The organism is Vreelandella jeotgali Hwa, from assembly GCF_000334215.1.
Taxonomy (GTDB): domain Bacteria; phylum Pseudomonadota; class Gammaproteobacteria; order Pseudomonadales; family Halomonadaceae; genus Vreelandella; species Vreelandella jeotgali.
In genome coordinates this window covers 23,190-39,440 of sequence record NZ_AMQY01000013.1, presented here as the reverse complement: position 1 = coordinate 39,440, position 16,251 = coordinate 23,190, and the positions used below count along the sequence as shown (strand labels likewise).

12 protein-coding genes are annotated in these 16,251 nt (G+C 64.8%); 11 read left to right on the top strand and 1 reads right to left on the bottom strand.

Annotated features, from left to right (window positions below; all coding sequences use genetic code 11):
- Positions 1-5: 5 nt before the first annotated feature.
- From nuoC to nuoN, 11 genes are read left to right on the top strand one after another with little or no spacing between them, the layout of a single operon-like run.
- Entirely contained in the window at positions 6-1,757 is a 1,752-nt protein-coding gene (nuoC, locus tag C793_RS0105715; protein WP_017429983.1) for an NADH-quinone oxidoreductase subunit C/D, read from the top strand.
- A gap of 17 nt (positions 1,758-1,774) precedes the next feature.
- Complete coding sequence (nuoE, locus tag C793_RS0105710) at positions 1,775-2,305, top strand: NADH-quinone oxidoreductase subunit NuoE (protein WP_017429982.1); 531 nt, start codon at positions 1,775-1,777, stop codon at positions 2,303-2,305.
- Complete coding sequence (locus C793_RS0105705) at positions 2,302-3,702, top strand: NADH-ubiquinone oxidoreductase-F iron-sulfur binding region domain-containing protein (protein ID WP_017429981.1); 1,401 nt, start codon at positions 2,302-2,304, stop codon at positions 3,700-3,702. Before nuoE ends, C793_RS0105705 begins: the two co-directional genes overlap by 4 nt.
- Complete coding sequence (gene nuoG, locus C793_RS0105700) at positions 3,702-6,446, top strand: NADH-quinone oxidoreductase subunit NuoG (RefSeq protein WP_017429980.1); 2,745 nt, start codon at positions 3,702-3,704, stop codon at positions 6,444-6,446. Before C793_RS0105705 ends, nuoG begins: the two co-directional genes overlap by 1 nt.
- Positions 6,446-7,456: an NADH-quinone oxidoreductase subunit NuoH gene (gene nuoH / locus C793_RS0105695; RefSeq protein WP_017429979.1), complete on the top strand. Its 1,011-nt coding sequence runs from the start codon at positions 6,446-6,448 to the stop codon at positions 7,454-7,456. Before nuoG ends, nuoH begins: the two co-directional genes overlap by 1 nt.
- Before the next feature lie 45 nt (positions 7,457-7,501).
- Positions 7,502-8,041 (top strand): NADH-quinone oxidoreductase subunit NuoI, encoded by a 540-nt coding sequence (gene nuoI / locus C793_RS0105690; RefSeq protein WP_017429978.1) that lies wholly within the window; start codon positions 7,502-7,504, stop codon positions 8,039-8,041.
- 40 nt (positions 8,042-8,081) lie between these two features.
- Positions 8,082-8,684: an NADH-quinone oxidoreductase subunit J gene (nuoJ, locus tag C793_RS13570; RefSeq protein ID WP_017429977.1), complete on the top strand. Its 603-nt coding sequence runs from the start codon at positions 8,082-8,084 to the stop codon at positions 8,682-8,684.
- Entirely contained in the window at positions 8,681-8,989 is a 309-nt protein-coding gene (gene nuoK / locus C793_RS0105680; RefSeq protein WP_017429976.1) for an NADH-quinone oxidoreductase subunit NuoK, read from the top strand. The genes nuoJ and nuoK overlap by 4 nt, the downstream gene beginning before the upstream one ends.
- On the top strand, positions 8,986-10,881 hold the full coding sequence (gene nuoL, locus C793_RS0105675; RefSeq protein WP_017429975.1) for an NADH-quinone oxidoreductase subunit L: 1,896 nt from the start codon (positions 8,986-8,988) through the stop codon (positions 10,879-10,881). Before nuoK ends, nuoL begins: the two co-directional genes overlap by 4 nt.
- Positions 10,882-10,896: 15 nt before the next feature.
- Positions 10,897-12,420: an NADH-quinone oxidoreductase subunit M gene (gene nuoM, locus C793_RS0105670; protein ID WP_017429974.1), complete on the top strand. Its 1,524-nt coding sequence runs from the start codon at positions 10,897-10,899 to the stop codon at positions 12,418-12,420.
- Positions 12,420-13,865 carry an NADH-quinone oxidoreductase subunit NuoN gene (gene nuoN, locus C793_RS0105665; RefSeq protein WP_017429973.1) on the top strand — a complete coding sequence of 482 codons (1,446 nt, stop codon included), beginning with the start codon at positions 12,420-12,422 and terminating at the stop codon, positions 13,863-13,865. Before nuoM ends, nuoN begins: the two co-directional genes overlap by 1 nt.
- A gap of 257 nt (positions 13,866-14,122) precedes the next feature.
- Here the strand turns inward: nuoN and C793_RS0105660 are convergent, their stop codons facing one another.
- Positions 14,123-16,201, bottom strand: coding sequence for a methyl-accepting chemotaxis protein (locus C793_RS0105660; protein WP_017429972.1), 2,079 nt, complete (start codon positions 16,199-16,201; stop codon positions 14,123-14,125).
- Between the last annotated feature and the right edge of the window lie 50 nt (positions 16,202-16,251).

Here is a 16,251-nt window from a genome sequence, read left to right as displayed (position 1 = left end):
GAGCCATGAGCACCGATGCCACCGCCGCGATTGTCCACACGCTACGCGAACGCTTCGGCGACAAGCTTTACTGCGAGCAGCCCACGCTGACCGGCATGCCGGTGCTCTGGGTACGCCGCGAGGCTATCGTTGAAGTGCTCGCCGACCTGCGCCGGCTCTCCGAGCCGTTCGAGATGCTCTACGACCTGACGGCCGTGGACGAGCGCATGCGCAGCCACCGCGACGGGCTGCCCGCGGCGGACTTTTCCGTGGTCTACCAGCTGCTCTCGGTCAGCGGCAATCGCGATATTATGCTCAAGGTGGCGCTGGACGAACGCGACCTCTCGCTGCCCACGGTGATTTCGGTCTACCCCAACGCCAACTGGTATGAGCGCGAAGTCTGGGACATGTTCGGCATCGACTTTGCCGGCCACCCCAACCTGCGCCGTATTCTCATGCCGCCGACCTGGAACGGTCACCCGCTGCGCAAGGACCATCACGCCCGGGCCACCGAGTTCGACCCCTACACTCTGACCGTGGAAGGCCAGGACAAGGAGCAGGACGCGCTGCGTTTCGTGCCCGAAGACTGGGGCATGCAGCGCGAGCGCGACGGCGCCGAGTTCATGTTTCTGAACCTGGGCCCCAACCACCCGTCCGCTCACGGCGCGTTTCGCGTGGTGCTGCAACTCGACGGCGAAGAAGTCATCGACTGCGTGCCGGATATCGGTTACCACCACCGCGGCGCGGAGAAAATGGGCGAGCGCCAATCCTGGCACAGCTTTATTCCCTACACCGACCGCATCGACTACACCGGCGGGGTGATGAATAACCTGCCCTACGTGCTGGCGGTGGAAAAGCTTGCCGGCATTCAAGTCACCGACCGCGCCGCCACGGTGCGGGTGATGATGGCGGAGCTGTTCCGCATTACCAGCCACCTGCTGTTTCTGGGCACCTACCTGCAGGACCTGGGCGCGATGTCCCCGGTGTTTTTCACCTTTACCGACCGCCAGAAGGCCTACCACGTCATCGAAGCGATCACCGGCTTTCGCATGCACCCGGCGTGGTTTCGCATCGGCGGGCTGATGCAGGACCTGCCCCAGGGCTGGGACCGCATCATGCAGGAATTTGTTAACTGGATGCCCGCGCGGCTGAAAGAGTACGAGCGCACCATGATGGAAAATTCGCTGGTGCGCGACCGGACCCGCCATATCGCCGCCTTTGATACGCAAAACGCCTTCGACTGGGGCATCACCGGCCCCAACCTGCGCGCCACCGGCTGCGATTTCGACCTGCGCAAAAAGCGCCCCTACTCCGGCTACGAGAATTTCGATTTCGAGGTGCCGCTGGGCAGCAACGGCGACGCCTTCGACCGCGGCCAGCTGCGCATCGAGGAAATGCGCCAGAGCCTGCGCATTATTCAGCAGTGCATCGATCACATGCCCGCCGGCGACTTCAAGGCCGACCACCCGCTGACCACGCCGCCGCCCCGGGAGCGCATGCTCGAACACATCGAGACGCTGATCACGCACTTTTTGCAGGTGTCCTGGGGGCCCGTACTCCCGGCCAACGAGTCGCTGCAGATGGTCGAGGCGACCAAGGGTATCAACAGCTACTATTTGACCAGCGACGGCAGCACCATGAGCTACCGCACGCGTATTCGCACGCCGAGCTTCCCCAACCTGCAGCAGATTCCGGCGCTGATGCGCGGCGGCTTTGTGCCGGATCTGGTCGCGCATCTGGGCAGCATTGATTTCGTCATGGCCGATGTGGACCGTTAACCAGGGGAGTGTGAGCAATGACTGACCGCCTTTACGACGCCGCCGGCACCACAGCCCCCATTGCCACCGACGGTGACGGCTTTGTGCTGCACGACGACGATCGCCGTGCCATCCTCGACGAACGCGACCACTACGAACAGCCCCAGGCGGCGTGTATCGAAGCGCTGAAAATCGTCCAGAAACGTCACAGCTGGGTGCCCGACGCCGCCATTGCCGCGATTGCCGAGGCGCTGGGCGTCGGCGTTGGCGCGGTGGAAGGCGTGGCCACGTTTTACAACCTGATTTTCCGCCAGCCGGTGGGCCGCCACGTGATTCTCGTCTGCGACAGCAGCTCGTGCTTTCTTACCGGCTTTGAGGAGCTTGGCGAAGCGCTGAGCCAGCGGCTGGGCATCGGCTTTGGCGAGACCACCAAGGACAACCGCTTTACCCTGCTGCCCACCTGCTGTCTGGGCGCCTGCGATCGCGGCCCGGCGATGATGATCGGCGACGATACCTTTGGCCCTATCGCGCCGGATGATCTCAGCGAGCTTCTGGAGGCGTACCCATGATGACGTCGATTCCCTCGAATTCGCGCCTGCGCTACAAAAGCCAGCTGCGCCAGCCGGCCAGCGAGCGCCTTGAACATACCCACCCGCTGACCTGGCGGCTCAACGACGACGGCTCGCGCGTGGGGCTTGACGAGTACCGACAGAAAAACGGCTACGTCGGCGCGCAGAACGCCCTGGAGCAGGCGCCGGACGACATTATTCAGGCGATGAAAACCGCCAACGTCCGCGGCCGCGGCGGCGGCGGCTTCTCCGCCGGCGTGAAATGGAGCCTGACCCAGGTCGGCGACAACCTGCCCCGGGGCTATATGGTGTGCAACGCCGATGAAATGGAGCCGGGCACCTTCAAGGATCGCCTGCTCATGGAGCAGCAGCCGCACCTGCTGATCGAAGGCATGATCATCTCCGCCCGCGCCAACCGCTCGAAGTACGGCTATATCTTTCTGCGCGGCGAATACGTCGACGCGGCGCGCTCGCTGTCGCTGGCCATCGAGGAAGCCCGTGAGGCCGGACTGCTGGGTGACGACGTCGCCGGCAGCGGCTTTGATTTCGATATTTCGCTGCACACCGGCGCCGGGCGCTACATCTGCGGTGAAGAAACCGCGCTGATCAACTCGTTGGAGGGCAAGCGCGCCAACCCTCGGGCCAAACCGCCGTTTCCCGGCCAGTCCGGCGCCTGGGGCAAGCCCACCGTGGTCAACAACGTCGAAACCCTGTGCAACGCCCCGGCGGTGCTCCAGCACGGCGCCGAATGGTATCAGGAGCTGTCCGGCAACCTGAGCAACGACGGCGGCACCAAGCTTTACGGCGTTTCCGGGCTGGTGGCGTGCCCCGGCCTCTGGGAGCTGCCCATCGGCACCACGGGCTGGGACATTCTCGAACGCGCCGGCGGCATGCGCGAAGGTCACACCCTGAAAACCTGGCTGCCCGGCGGCGGCAGTACCGGCTTTCTGCTCCCCGAGCATCTGGAGCTGCCGCTGGATTTCGATACCGTTGGCCAGTACGGCAGTCGCCTGGGTACCGGCCTTTTGACCGTGGTCAGCCAGCGCCAGAGCCTGGTCGCCCTGCTACGCAACCTGGAGCAGTTCTTCGCCCGGGAGTCCTGCGGCTGGTGCACGCCCTGCCGGGACGGCCTGCCCTGGGCGGCGAAAATACTCCAGACCCTCGAACACGGCGAAGGCCGCCCCGGCGATATCGAGCTGTTGCAGGAACACGCCGCCAACATCGGCCCGGGGCTGACGTTCTGCGCTCACGCGCCGGGGGCCGCGATGCCGCTGGAATCCGCCATTCGCCATTTCCGCGCCGACTTTGCGGCGGGCATTGTCGAGGAAGACGCCAAAGGGGGTAGCGCCGTGGCCGATGGCTCGGATACAGCGGCGGCAAAGGAAGAGGTGAGCTGATGGCAACGATTCATGTGGACGGCAACGCCTACGACGTCGACGGCAGCGACAACCTGCTGCACGCCTGCCTGTCGCTGGGGCTGGATATTCCGTACTTCTGCTGGCACCCGGCCATGGGCAGCGTGGGCGCCTGCCGCCAGTGCGCGGTCAAACAGTACAAGGATGAAAACGACACCCAGGGCAAAATCGTCATGTCGTGCATGACGCCGGCCGCCGACAATAGCTGGATCGCCATCGACGACGACGATGCCAAAGCCTTCCGCGCCCGGGTGGTGGAATGGCTGATGACCTACCACCCCCACGACTGCCCGGTGTGCGCCGAAGGCGGCCACTGCCACCTTCAGGACATGACGGTGATGACCGGCCACAGCCAGCGGCGCTACCGCTTTACCAAGCGCACCCACCGCAACCAGTACCTGGGGCCCTTTGTCGCCCACGAGATGAACCGCTGCATCAACTGCTATCGCTGCGTGCGCTTTTACAACGACTATGCCGGCGGCACCGATCTCGGCGTGTTCGGCATGCACAACAACCTGTATTTCGGCCGCCACGAGGAAGGCGTCCTCGAAAGTCCCTTTGCCGGCAACCTCACTGAGGTATGCCCCACCGGCGTGTTCACCGATAAAACCCACACCCGCCACTACACCCGCAAATGGGACCTGCAGTACGCCCCCAGCGTTTGCCATCAATGCGCGGTGGGCTGCAATACCAGCCCCGGCGAGCGCTACGGCAGCGTGCGGCGTATTGAAAACCGCTACCACGGCGAGGTCAACGGCTACTTTCTCTGCGACCGCGGGCGCTTCGGCTACGACTACATCAACCGCGACGATCGCCCGCGCCGGCCCGAGTGGCACGACGCCGGCGTCAAGACGCTGGACGTTGACCCGGCGCTGGATCGCGGCGCCGACCTGCTGCGCCGGGCCGATCGCGTCATCGGCATCGGCTCGCCCCGCGCCAGCCTGGAAAGCAATCATCAGCTGAAAACCCTGGTGGGGGAAAACAACTTCTCCACCGGCATCGCCGCCGCCGAACAGGCCTGCCTGGCGCGCATGGCCGGCATCGACGCCGCCGGCGCGCTTGCCACTCCAACGCCGCGCGAGATGGAAAGCCACGACGCGGTGCTGGTGCTGGGCGAGGATCTGCACCACAGCGCCGCCCGCCTGGGCCTCAACGTGCGTCAGGCGGTGCTGGGGCGCCGCGAGGAGCTGGCCGAAGAGCGCGGCATCCCGCTCTGGAACGCCGAAGCGGTAAAAACCCTGGCCCAGGACAGCTATCATCCGCTGTATATCGCCTATCCCTCGGCCACCGAGCTCGACGGTATCAGCGCCGCCTCAATGCGGCTGGCGCCCGACAATATCGCCCGGCTGGGCTTTGCCATCGCCCACGAGATTGATGCTGAAGCCCCAGCCGTTGACGGACTCGATGCGGCTACTCAAGCGCACGCCAAAGAGATCGCCCGGGCGCTGCTCGCCGCCGAGCGTCCGCTGGTCATCAGCGGCGGCTCGCTGGAATCCACCGCGATTCTCGACGCCACCGACAGCGTTGTTCGAGCCCTGGCGCGCCGGGAAAAGAACGGCGGCCTGCTCATGGTTCGCCGTGAGGCCAACAGCACCGGGCTTGCGCTCATGGACGGCAAGCCGCTGGAACGCGCCCTGGAGCAGGTATCGCTCGGCCACGCCGATGCGCTGGTGGTGCTGGAAAACGACCTCTACGAGCGGTTGCCGCAAGCCAGGGTAGACGAGACCCTCGACGCCGCTGACGGACTGATCGTGATCGACCATCAGCGCACTCAAACCTGGCAGCGCGCCAACCTGGGCCTGCCGGCGGCAAGCTTTGCCGAAACCGACGGCACCCTGGTCAACCTGGAAGGCCGCGCCCAGCGCTTTTACCAGGTCTATGATCCGCGCCACCTGCGCCCGGAATGCCGCCTTCACGCCGGCTGGCGCTGGCTGGACGCGTTGCGCGCGAGTCTTGGGCGCAGCGCCGGCGAACCGCTCACCTTTGCAAAAGCGGTGGCCGACTGCGCCGAATCGCACCCGGCGCTGGCGGGTATGGAAAGCGCCGGCGACCACGCCGAGCTGCCCGGCACGCTCAAGCTGGCGCGTTCCCCCCACCGCTACAGCGGGCGCACGTCGATGCGCGCCGATATCTCCGTCAGCGAGCCGCGCATGCCCCAGGACCCGGAAACGCCCTTTGAGTTTTCCATGGAGGGCTACAGCGGCTTTGACCGCCCGCGCCGGAACGTGCCCTTTGCCTGGGCGCCGGGGTGGAACTCGCCCCAGGCGTGGAACAAGTTTACCGACAGCGTCGGCGGCCACCTGAGCGGCGGCGATCCGGGCATTTGTGTGGCCGGCACCGTGAAGGCGGCAAGCAGCGGCTACCCCGCCGCCAACAGGATTCCCGCCGCCTTTGCCCACCAGGGCGACCGCTTTCAGCTGTGGGTGCTGCCGCGGCTGTTCGGCGGCGAGGCAACCTCTGCCCGCGCCGACGCGATCGCGGAACGCGCGCAAACGCCCTGCCTGCGCCTGAGCGCAGCCGACGCCCGAGCGCTCGACGCCGAAGACGGCGAGACGCTGACGCTGACTGCCGGCGAATCGCGCCTGCCACTGGCCCTGCACATCGAGGCGGACCTGCCCGACGGGCTGGTCACGCTGCCCGCCGGGGTAATGCCGGGGGCGCCGAACGGCCACTGGGTCACTCTGGATAAAGCCCCCGGCAAAACCCCGGGCAAGGAGGACGGCTGATGGACTGGGCAATGCTGGATAATCTGCGCCCGGCGTGGCTGAACCCGACGCTGCTGGCGACCGTGATCGCCATGCTCGAGGCCGTGGCGATTCTGCTGGTCGCGGTGCTGGTCAGCGCGGTAATGACCGTGGTGGAGCGGCGAATGCTGGGTCTGTGGCAGGACCGCTACGGGCCCAACCGCGTCGGGCCCTTCGGTTCGCTGCAGCTGATCGCCGACATGCTCAAGATCTTCTTCAAGGAAGACTGGATTCCGCCCTTTGCCGACCGCACGATTTTCCTGCTGGCGCCGGGCATTGCCATGGCCTCGCTGCTGCTGTCGTTCGTGATTATTCCCATCACGCCGACGCTGGGCGTGGCGGACTGGAACATCGGCCTGCTGTTCTTCCTCGCCATGGGCGGCATCAACGTCTATTCGGTGCTGCTCGGCGGCTGGTCCAGCGCCAACAAGTATGCGCTGATCGGCTCCATGCGCTCATCGGCCCAGACCATTTCCTACGAAGTGTTCATGGGCCTTTCGCTCATGGGCGTCGTCGCCACGGCCGGCTCGTTCAACCTGCGCGAGATCGTCGAGGCTCAGGCAGGCCTGTGGTTTGTCATCCCGCAGTTTCTGGGCTTTTGCACCTTTTTGATCGCCGGCTTTGCCACCACCCACCGCCACCCGTTCGACCAGCCCGAGGCCGAACAGGAGCTGGCCGACGGCTACCATATCGAATATTCCAGCATGAAGTTCGGCATGTTCTTCATCGGCGAATACGTCGGCATGCTGCTGATCTCGGCGCTGACCGTGACGCTGTTCTTCGGCGGCTGGCACGGGCCGCTGCTGCCGCCCTTCGTCTGGTTTGCGTTAAAAACCGGCGTATTTTTGCTGCTGTTTATTCTGGCTCGGGCAGCGCTGCCCCGGCCACGCTACGACCGTGTGATGACCTTCGGCTGGATAGTCTGTTTGCCGCTTACGCTGCTCAACCTGCTGGTGACCGGCGCGATCATTCTGCTCGCCAACCCGGCATAGCCGGCGCACCAACGAGCCGCAAAGCGTCAACGGAAGGAGAACGCCATGTATAAAAAGCTCTTGCAAGGCACCGCGTCCCAGCTAAGCACCCTGGGAAGGATCTTCATGCACGCGTTTCGCAAGCGCGAGACGCTCAGCTACCCCGAAGAAAAGCCCTATCTGGCGCCGCGTTACCGCGGACGCATCGTGCTCACCCGGGATCCCGACGGCGAGGAGCGCTGCGTGGCCTGCAACCTCTGCGCCGTGGCCTGCCCGGTGGACTGCATTGCGCTGCAAAAGGGCGAACAGGACGACGGCCGCTGGTATCCGGAATTTTTCCGCATCAATTTCTCGCGCTGTATTTTCTGCGGCATGTGCGAAGAGGCCTGCCCTACCTCGGCGATCCAGCTCACGCCGGACTTCGAGATGGCGGAATATAACCGCCAGGAGCTGGTTTACGAGAAGGACGACCTGCTGATCAACGGCCCCGGCAAGGACCACAACTATCACTTTTACAAAGTGGCGGGCATGGCCATCGGCGGCAAGGACAAGGGTCAGGCTCAGGACGAGGCCGAACCCATCAAGGTCACCACGCTTTTGCCCTGACGGCACGGGTATCAAGGCACAGGTATCAAGGGGAGACATCATGGAGCTTGCGTTTTATCTCAGCGCGTTGATGGCGGTACTGGCAACGCTGGGGGTGATGACCAATCCCAATCCGGTGCATGCCGTGCTCTACCTGGTGGTATCGCTGCTTGCCGTGGCGCTGGTGTTCTTCGCGCTGGGCGCGCCCTTTGCCGGCGCCCTCGAGATCATCGTCTACGCCGGCGCCATCATGGTGCTGTTCGTGTTCGTAGTGATGATGCTCAATCTCGGCCAGGCGACGGTGGATCAGGAACGCCAGTGGCTGCAGCCGCGTACCTGGCTGGGACCTTCGGTGCTGGCCACCGTGCTATTGCTGACGCTGGTCAGCCTGCTGTGGCGCGGTGACATTCAGGCCGTGATCGAAGGCGGCGGCCTGACCGCCAGGGGCGTGGGGACGCTGCTTTACGGCCCCTGGCTGCTGCTGGTGGAGCTCGGCGCGCTGCTGCTGCTCGCCGCGCTGGTCACGGCGTCCCACGTCGGGCGCATCGGCAAGGTCGCCGCACCCTCACCCGCGCCGCGCGATCTGCCGACCGGCGCGTCAACGCCGGCCAACGGCCAGGCGCATCAGCCATCGACCAACGGCGTAGCCGGGGAGGACGTATGAACGGCGTGCCCATGGAACACGGCCTGGTACTTGCCGCCGTGCTGTTTGCCCTGGGGCTTGGCGGGCTCATGTTCCGGCGCAACATGATCTTTGTGCTGATGAGCCTGGAAGTCATGCTCAACGCCGCGGGGCTGGCGTTTATCGTCGCCGGCACCGGCTGGCAGCAGCCGGAGGGCCAGGCCATGTTCCTGCTGGTGATTACCCTGGCCGCCGCCGAAGCCAGCGTCGGCCTGGCGCTGCTGATTCAGCTGTATCACCGCTTCAGGACCCTCAACCTCGACGTGGCCAGCAGGATGCGCGGATGATGGAACATGCAACGACACTCTCAATAGCACAGCCGACAACGCTTTTGCCGCTGACGTTTCTGCTGCCGCTGGTGGGCACGCTGATCCTGGCCTTTTCCCGGGGGCAGCTAAGCTACCGCGCCAGTGCGACGGTGGGCACGGCAAGCATCGGCCTGGCCGCGCTTACCACGGCGGCTCTTGCGCTGGGCTTTGCCGCGGCCGGCCCGCAGCAGCTAACGCTCTGGACCTGGATTGCCGTGGGCGATTTTACCCCCGGTATCAGTCTGGCGCTGGACGGCCTTTCGCTGACCATGCTCGGGGTGATCACCGGCGTGGGCTTTTTCATCCACCTGTTTGCCGCCTGGTACATGCGCGGTGAAGACGGCATCACGCGCTTTTACACCTACATGAACCTTTTTGTGTTCAGTATGGTGCTGCTGGTGCTGGGCGACAACCTGCTGCTGCTGTTCCTCGGCTGGGAAGGCGTGGGCCTGTGCAGCTACCTGCTGATCGGCTACTACTACACCCACAGCGCCAACGGCTGGGCGGGCTTCAAGGCGTTTGTTATTACGCGTATCGGCGACGTATTTCTCGCCCTGGGCATGTTTCTGCTCTTCACCCGGCTGGGCACGTTGAACATCGCCGAGATTCTGGAGCTGGCGCCGCAGGCCTGGCAGGCGGGCGATACCACCGTCGAGCTGGCCGCCTTTCTGCTGCTCGGCGGGGCCATGGGCAAATCGGCGCAGCTGCCGCTTCACACCTGGCTGGCCGATGCCATGGCCGGCCCCACGCCGGTCTCGGCGCTGATCCACGCCGCCACCATGGTCACCGCCGGGGTCTACCTGATCGCGCGCATGCACGGCATTTTCGAGCTGGCGCCCACCGCGCTTTACGTCACCGGCGTGATCGGCGCGCTGACGCTTTTGATGGCCGGCTTTGCCGCGCTTGCGCAAACCGATATCAAGCGCGTGCTGGCCTACTCCACCATGAGCCAGATCGGCTATATGTTTCTGGCGCTGGGCGTGGGTGCGTACGACACGGCGATTTTCCACCTGATGACCCACGCGTTTTTCAAGGCGCTGCTGTTTCTCTCCGCCGGGGCCGTCATTATCAGCTGCCACCACGAGCAGGATATGCGCCGCCTCGGCGGGCTGTGGCGCAAGCTGCCGCTGCCCTACGCGGGCTTTATGGTGGGCGGTGCCGCGCTCGCTGCGCTACCGCTGATTTCCGCCGGCTTTTACAGCAAGGATGAAATCCTCTGGCAGGCATTGGCCGCCGACCAGCAGGGGCTGCTGATTGCCGGGCTGGTGGGCGCGCTGCTGACCTCGCTGTACACCCTGCGGCTGATTATCGGCACCTTCCACGGCACGGCTAAAAGCGACAACGCCCGCCACGCCGAGACCGGTCGCGGCCTGGCCCACGGCCTGCCGCTGGTGGTGCTGGCGGGTCTGTCGACGTTTGTCGGCGCCTGGATTACCCCACCGCTTGCCGAGGTACTCCCGGCCGGCCCGGGTGACGCCACGCACGTCGGCCACAGCAGCCTGGAGCTGCTTGCCGCGGCCACGGCGCTGGGCGGCATGGCGCTGGGGGTCTGGCTGTTCGGCCTGCGCCGCGGCTGGCTGCGCTTGGCCAACCGGGGCCCGGGCGCCGGGCTCTGGCACCTGTGGCATCACGCCTGGGGCTTTGACCTGGTGTTTGACTGGACGCTGGTGCGTCCTTACCGGCTAACCGTCTGGCTGCTGAAAAGCGACCTCTTCGACGGCCTTTTCCGCCTGTTGGCCCGGCTGGTGCGGCTGCTGCACCTGGGGCTTTCGCGTACCCAGTCCGGACGCGTTCGCGGCTATGCCATCACCATGGTGGCCGGGGTGGCGCTGATTCTGTTGAGCCTGGCACTGGTCATCCAGGGCACCTGAAAGGAATAGACGCTTATGATACTGGTATGGCTTATTGTCATCCCGTTTGTCGGGGGCCTTTTATGCTGGCAGGCAGAGCGGCTGGGCGGCCGGGCCACGCGCCTGATCGCGCTGGCGACCATGCTGTGCGAGCTGCTGATTGCCTTCGGGCTATGGCTACAGCTGGATTTTGCCCTGCCCGCCTCCGGCGGCACCCAGTGGGCGGTGGAATACCGGGTGCCCTGGATTGAGCGCTTTGGCATCGACTTTCACCTGGCGCTGGACGGCCTCTCGCTGATACTGATTGCGCTGACCGGCTTTCTCGGCGTGCTCGCGGTGCTGTGTTCCTGGCGCGAGATTGTCCGGCGTATCGGGTTTTTCCACCTCAACCTGCTGTGGATTCTCGGCGGCGTGGTCGGCGTCTTTCTCGCCATGGATCTGTTCCTGTTTTTCTTCTTCTGGGAGCTGATGCTGGTGCCGATGTACTTTCTTATCGCGCTTTGGGGTCACAGCGGCTCCAAAGGCAGCACCCGCATCGGCGCGGCGATCAAATTCTTCATCTATACCCAGGCCAGCGGACTCTTGATGCTGGTGGCGATTCTGGGGCTGGTATTTGCCCACCACGGCAACACCGGCGAGTATTCCTTCAGCTACGCCGTGCTCAAGGAGACCACGCTGTCGCCCACGCTGGCGTTCTGGCTGATGCTCGGGTTTTTTGTCGCCTTTGCCGTCAAGCTGCCGGTCATCCCGCTGCACGGCTGGCTGCCCAACGCCCACGCCCAGGCGCCCACCGCGGGCAGCGTGGATCTGGCGGGTATTCTGCTCAAGACGGCGGCCTACGGCATGCTGCGTTTTGCCCTGCCGCTGTTCCCCGAGGCCTCCCAGGCGTTTGCTCCCTTTGCCATGGCGCTGGGGCTGGTGGGGATTTTCTACGGCGCGGTGCTGGCCTGCGGGCAGCAGGACATCAAGCGCTTTGTGGCCTATACCAGCATCGCCCACATGGGCTTTGTGCTCATCGGCATCTACGCCGGTACCGAGCTGGCGCTTCAGGGCGTAGTGGTACTGATGGTCGCCCACGCCTTCTCGGCGGCGGGGCTGTTTATTCTCAGCGGCCAGCTCTACGAGCGGCTGCATACCCGCCAAATCAACGAGATGGGCGGCCTCTGGGGGCGTCTGGGCAGTATGCCGGGCATTTATCTGTTTTTGATTGCCGCCTCGCTGGGCATGCCCACCACGGCCAACTTTGTCGGCGAATTCATGGTGCTGTTCGGCACGTTCGCCATCGCGCCCTGGGTCGTGGCGCTGGCCAGCGTGGGTCTGGTACTGGCGGCGGTGTATTCGCTGATGCTGATGCAGCGGGTGCACTACGGCCCGCCGCAAAGCGATACGCCGCTGAAGGGTCTGGACACCCGCGAGTTCTGCATGCTGCTGGGCCTGGTGGCGCTGATCCTGTGGGTCGGCCTCTATCCCCAGCCGCTGCTGGATACCAGCAGTGCCGCCATGCAGGATATCCACCGGCTGTTTGACGCCCAAAGCTCACCGTTGCCGGAGGCTCGATAATGCCGTTGCCCAAGCTTGCTGTTGCTTATCTTCCGCTGATTCTGGTTGGCGCCACGGCCATTACCCTGATGCTGGGCATCGCCTGGCGGCGGCAACATCACGTCACCGTCGCCGTGAGCGTCATGGGCCTGGGCCTGGCGCTGGCCGCCCAGATCATGGCCTGGCGCGTCGTGCCGCTGACCACGCCGCTGCTGGCCTTCGACGGCCCGGCCATGCTCGGCGGCATTCTGGTACTGGCATCGACGCTTGCCTGCGCCGTGCTGGCCCACGCCTATTTCGAGACGTTTCAGAACGCCCGCGAAGAGTTTTACCTGCTGCTGCTGTGCTCGGCGGCCGGCGGGCTGGTGCTGGTCGCCAGCCGACATCTGGCCAGCCTGTTTCTGGGCCTGGAGCTGCTGTCCATGCCGCTTTACGGCATGCTGGCCTACGCCTTTCACGAGCGCCGCTCGCTGGAAGCTGGCATCAAGTACCTGATTCTGTCGGCGGCGGCGAGCGCGTTTCTGCTCTTCGGCATGGCGCTGCTTTACGCTCAGACCGGCGAGCTTGAGCTCAGCGCGCTCATGGCATCGATGGTTCGCGGCTCCGGCGCCTGGGGCCTGGCCGGCGCCGGGCTGATGCTGGCGGGTCTGGGATTCAAGCTTTCGGTGGTGCCCTTTCACCTCTGGACGCCGGACGTCTACGAGGGCGGCCCGGGACCGGCCGCGACGTTTCTCGCCACGGCCAGCAAGGTGGCGGTGTTTATTCTCATGCTGCGGCTGGTGTTGAGCGCGCCGGCTTTTCAGGGCGAGTGGCTGCACGCCGTTCTCTGGGTGCTGGCGCTTGCCAGCATGCTGGTGGGCAACCTGCTGGCGCTGACCCAGTCCAACCTCAAACGGCTGCTGGGCTATTCCTCCATTGCCCATTTCGGCTACATGCTGCTGGTGCTGGTCGTGGCCGACGGCCTGGCCGCGGAAACCGGCGGGGTGTATCTGATCACCTATGTGCCGGCGACGCTGGCCGCGTTCGGCGTGGTGATTCTGGTGTCCAGCGCCACCGAAGGCCGGGATGCCGGCGCGCTGCACTACTATCGCGGGCTGTTCTGGCGCCGCCCCTATCTCACCGCGGTGATGACCATCGCCATGCTCTCGCTTGCGGGCATTCCGGCCACCGCCGGCTTTATCGGCAAGTTCTATTTGATCGCGCTGGGCGTGGAAGCCCATCAATGGTGGCTGGTGGTGGGCATCATCGCCGGCAGCGCCATCAGCCTGTACTACTATCTTCGCGTGATCGTCACGCTGTTCCTGGCCGAGCCGGGCATGTACCGCCGCGATGCCTCGCCCGACTGGGCCGCGCGCGCCGCCGGGCTGGTGGTTCTCGGCGCCGCCGTGCTGGTGATTATGCTGGGCCTGTATCCCGCCCCGATGATCGCACTGGCCCACGCTGCCGGCGGCGTGATAGCGCCGTAACAGGCGTGCGGGCTCATCTCTTCCGCCAACAGAACGAATCACTATCCGGATAAAAAAGCGGGCCTTGCACATCGCAAGGCCCGCTTTGTGGCTAAAAGAACTGTGGCTGAAAGAACTATTGTCTTTCATCTCAATCATTCGGGGGTGAGCCGTCAACAGGTCGGCGAGGGGGGGGGCGCTATGAATCCCTCCCTGGACGCTATCTACGCCATCCCTGGCGTAGCCCCCCTCTTCGACCTGTTAACGGCTCCCCGGGCTTAGAAGGTTTCCCAATCGTCTTCTTCCGCATCGCTGCCCAGCCGATGATCACCGGGGCGGCTACCTTCCGAACGCGAAGCCGACGGTGCCGCAGCTTTGGGCCGGGAAGACGGTAACGATGCTGCCGGCGCGCGCTGGCCGGCATCCGACATGAATTCCGCCGAGCGGATTTCAAAGGCCCGGGCGTTACGCGTCAGCGCGCGCGCTTCATCGTTCAGCGCCTGCGATGAGTTATCCAGCCCGGAGAGTTCGCTGGACGATGACTGAATGGCATCGTCGATCTGGGAGATGGCCTGGGAGACCTGGGTCACGCCTTCCGACTGCTCCTTGGCGGCCTGGCTGATTTCATCAATCAGGTCATTGATCTGCGCCGAGGCGGTTTTTATCTCGTTCATGACGGTATGGGTCGACTCGGTATCCCGGACGCCCTTGGCAACGGCTTCCTGGGCGCGGGTGATCATGCTTTTGACTTCGCTCGCGGTGTCGGCGCTGCGCTGGGCGAGGTTGCGTACTTCCTGGGCTACCACGGCAAAGCCACGGCCGTGCTCGCCGGCACGGGCGGCCTCTACCGAGGCGTTGAGCGCGAGGATGTTGGTCTGGAACGCGACTTCGTCGATTTGCTGTACCAGCGCTTCCATCGCCGCCGTCTGGGTATGGATGTCGCCCATCGACGTGGACAGCGCCTGCATGTCCTGACCGGCGCTCTGCACCTTGTCGGCGTTATCGGACGAGGCGGTAGCCGCCGAGCGCGCGTTGTCGGCGTTCTGGTGCACGGTGGTGGAAATTTCATCCATCGCCGCCGCGGTTTGCTGCACGGCACTGGCCTGCTGCTCGAACTGTGCGGCAATGGTCTGGCTGCTGCGGGCGATACCATCGGCCGCCGGGGTCACCGTATCGACACCCCGGCGCACCTGGTAAATCAGCCCTTCCAGCGCCAGCGACATCAGCTCGATGGCGTCGAGCACGCGGCCGATTTCGGTATGCTGCTGATGCGGGGGATGCGCCTTGAGATTCCCCGCTGCCACCTGCATGGCAAACATCAGCGCCTTGCGCATGGGGCGGCGAATATCGCGGATAAGCTTGACGCAGGTGGCCAGAAATATCACCAGACTGATCAGCCCGCCGATCCACAGCCAGGTCGCCACGCTATGCTGAAAACGCTCGCTCTGGTTGGCCGCCTCGACGGCTTCCTGCTGATAAAGCTCCGACATTTCGCTTAGCTTGCGGCTGAACACCCCGGCATCCTCGGAGAGAAAGGCGCCGAATACCTCGCGGGCGGATTCCTGGTCACCGCCGTCCAGCAGGTAGCGCATGGCCGGGTAGATGCCGTCTTCGTAGTGCCCCTGCAGCAGCGCATCGAGCTCGTCGGTATCAATGCCCAGTTCGGGGTTCATGGCATCCAGGAACGTCTGCCAGTGGCCCAGCATTTCGTCTTCAAAGCCTTCCAGCCGCGCCTTGAAGCGCTGCGGGTCCTCGATGTGATCGAGGTCGGCCATGGCCTGGTTGATTTCCCGCCGGCCGCTGATCGAGGCGCCTTCGATGGCGTTGAGGTTGGCAATCGCCGAAATACTTTCCCCGGTTTTGCTGATCGCCTGCTGGGCGTTACTCGACAGCAGGCTGCCCACGCCGATGGCGCCGGCAATCATGATGACGGCCAGCGTCCCCAGCACGCTGGTCTTGAACGTCAGGCTGGCAGGGTTCAGCCGCTGCAGCCAGCCCGTCCAGCGGGAAGGGGCCGGGGTATCCGACGAGATCGGCTTGCAGACCAGCGCCGCACCCGAAAGCGTAGCGTTGTCGTACAGCGGCGTGGCCGTGACGCGGCATGCCACGCGCCCCCCGCGCGCGGTGGCCAGCCACAGCTGATCGGCCCAGACGCGTTCCTTGTCGAGAAAGGACTTGAGCGTGGCAAGCCGGGTATCAAGCCCCGTCTGCTGCGCCAGCAGCTGTTCCCACGGCTGGCCTTCGCGGTCCTCACTGCGGTGGCCGGTCAGGTGCTCAAAACCGCTGTTGATATACTCGATGTCGCCCTTCAGCGACATGCGGACAATGCCTACGGTAGAGGTTGTATCAGTCTGCAAAACGCGCTTCCTGTTACCCGATTGCATGGCAAAAATGGCATGCGTCAAGC

What these genes read in the sequence shown, in the direction of transcription:
- nuoJ (WP_017429977.1), top strand. Translation starts at nt 8,082, where the DNA reads ATGGAGCTTGCGTTTTATCTCAGCGCGTTGATGGCGGTACTGGCAACG.
- C793_RS0105705 (WP_017429981.1), top strand. Translation starts at nt 2,302, where the DNA reads ATGATGACGTCGATTCCCTCGAATTCGCGCCTGCGCTACAAAAGCCAG.
- nuoG (WP_017429980.1), top strand. Translation starts at nt 3,702, where the DNA reads ATGGCAACGATTCATGTGGACGGCAACGCCTACGACGTCGACGGCAGC.
- nuoN (WP_017429973.1), top strand. Translation starts at nt 12,420, where the DNA reads ATGCCGTTGCCCAAGCTTGCTGTTGCTTATCTTCCGCTGATTCTGGTT.
- nuoK (WP_017429976.1), top strand. Translation starts at nt 8,681, where the DNA reads ATGAACGGCGTGCCCATGGAACACGGCCTGGTACTTGCCGCCGTGCTG.
- nuoH (WP_017429979.1), top strand. Translation starts at nt 6,446, where the DNA reads ATGGACTGGGCAATGCTGGATAATCTGCGCCCGGCGTGGCTGAACCCG.
- nuoC (WP_017429983.1), top strand. Translation starts at nt 6, where the DNA reads ATGAGCACCGATGCCACCGCCGCGATTGTCCACACGCTACGCGAACGC.
- nuoI (WP_017429978.1), top strand. Translation starts at nt 7,502, where the DNA reads ATGTATAAAAAGCTCTTGCAAGGCACCGCGTCCCAGCTAAGCACCCTG.
- nuoE (WP_017429982.1), top strand. Translation starts at nt 1,775, where the DNA reads ATGACTGACCGCCTTTACGACGCCGCCGGCACCACAGCCCCCATTGCC.
- nuoL (WP_017429975.1), top strand. Translation starts at nt 8,986, where the DNA reads ATGATGGAACATGCAACGACACTCTCAATAGCACAGCCGACAACGCTT.
- nuoM (WP_017429974.1), top strand. Translation starts at nt 10,897, where the DNA reads ATGATACTGGTATGGCTTATTGTCATCCCGTTTGTCGGGGGCCTTTTA.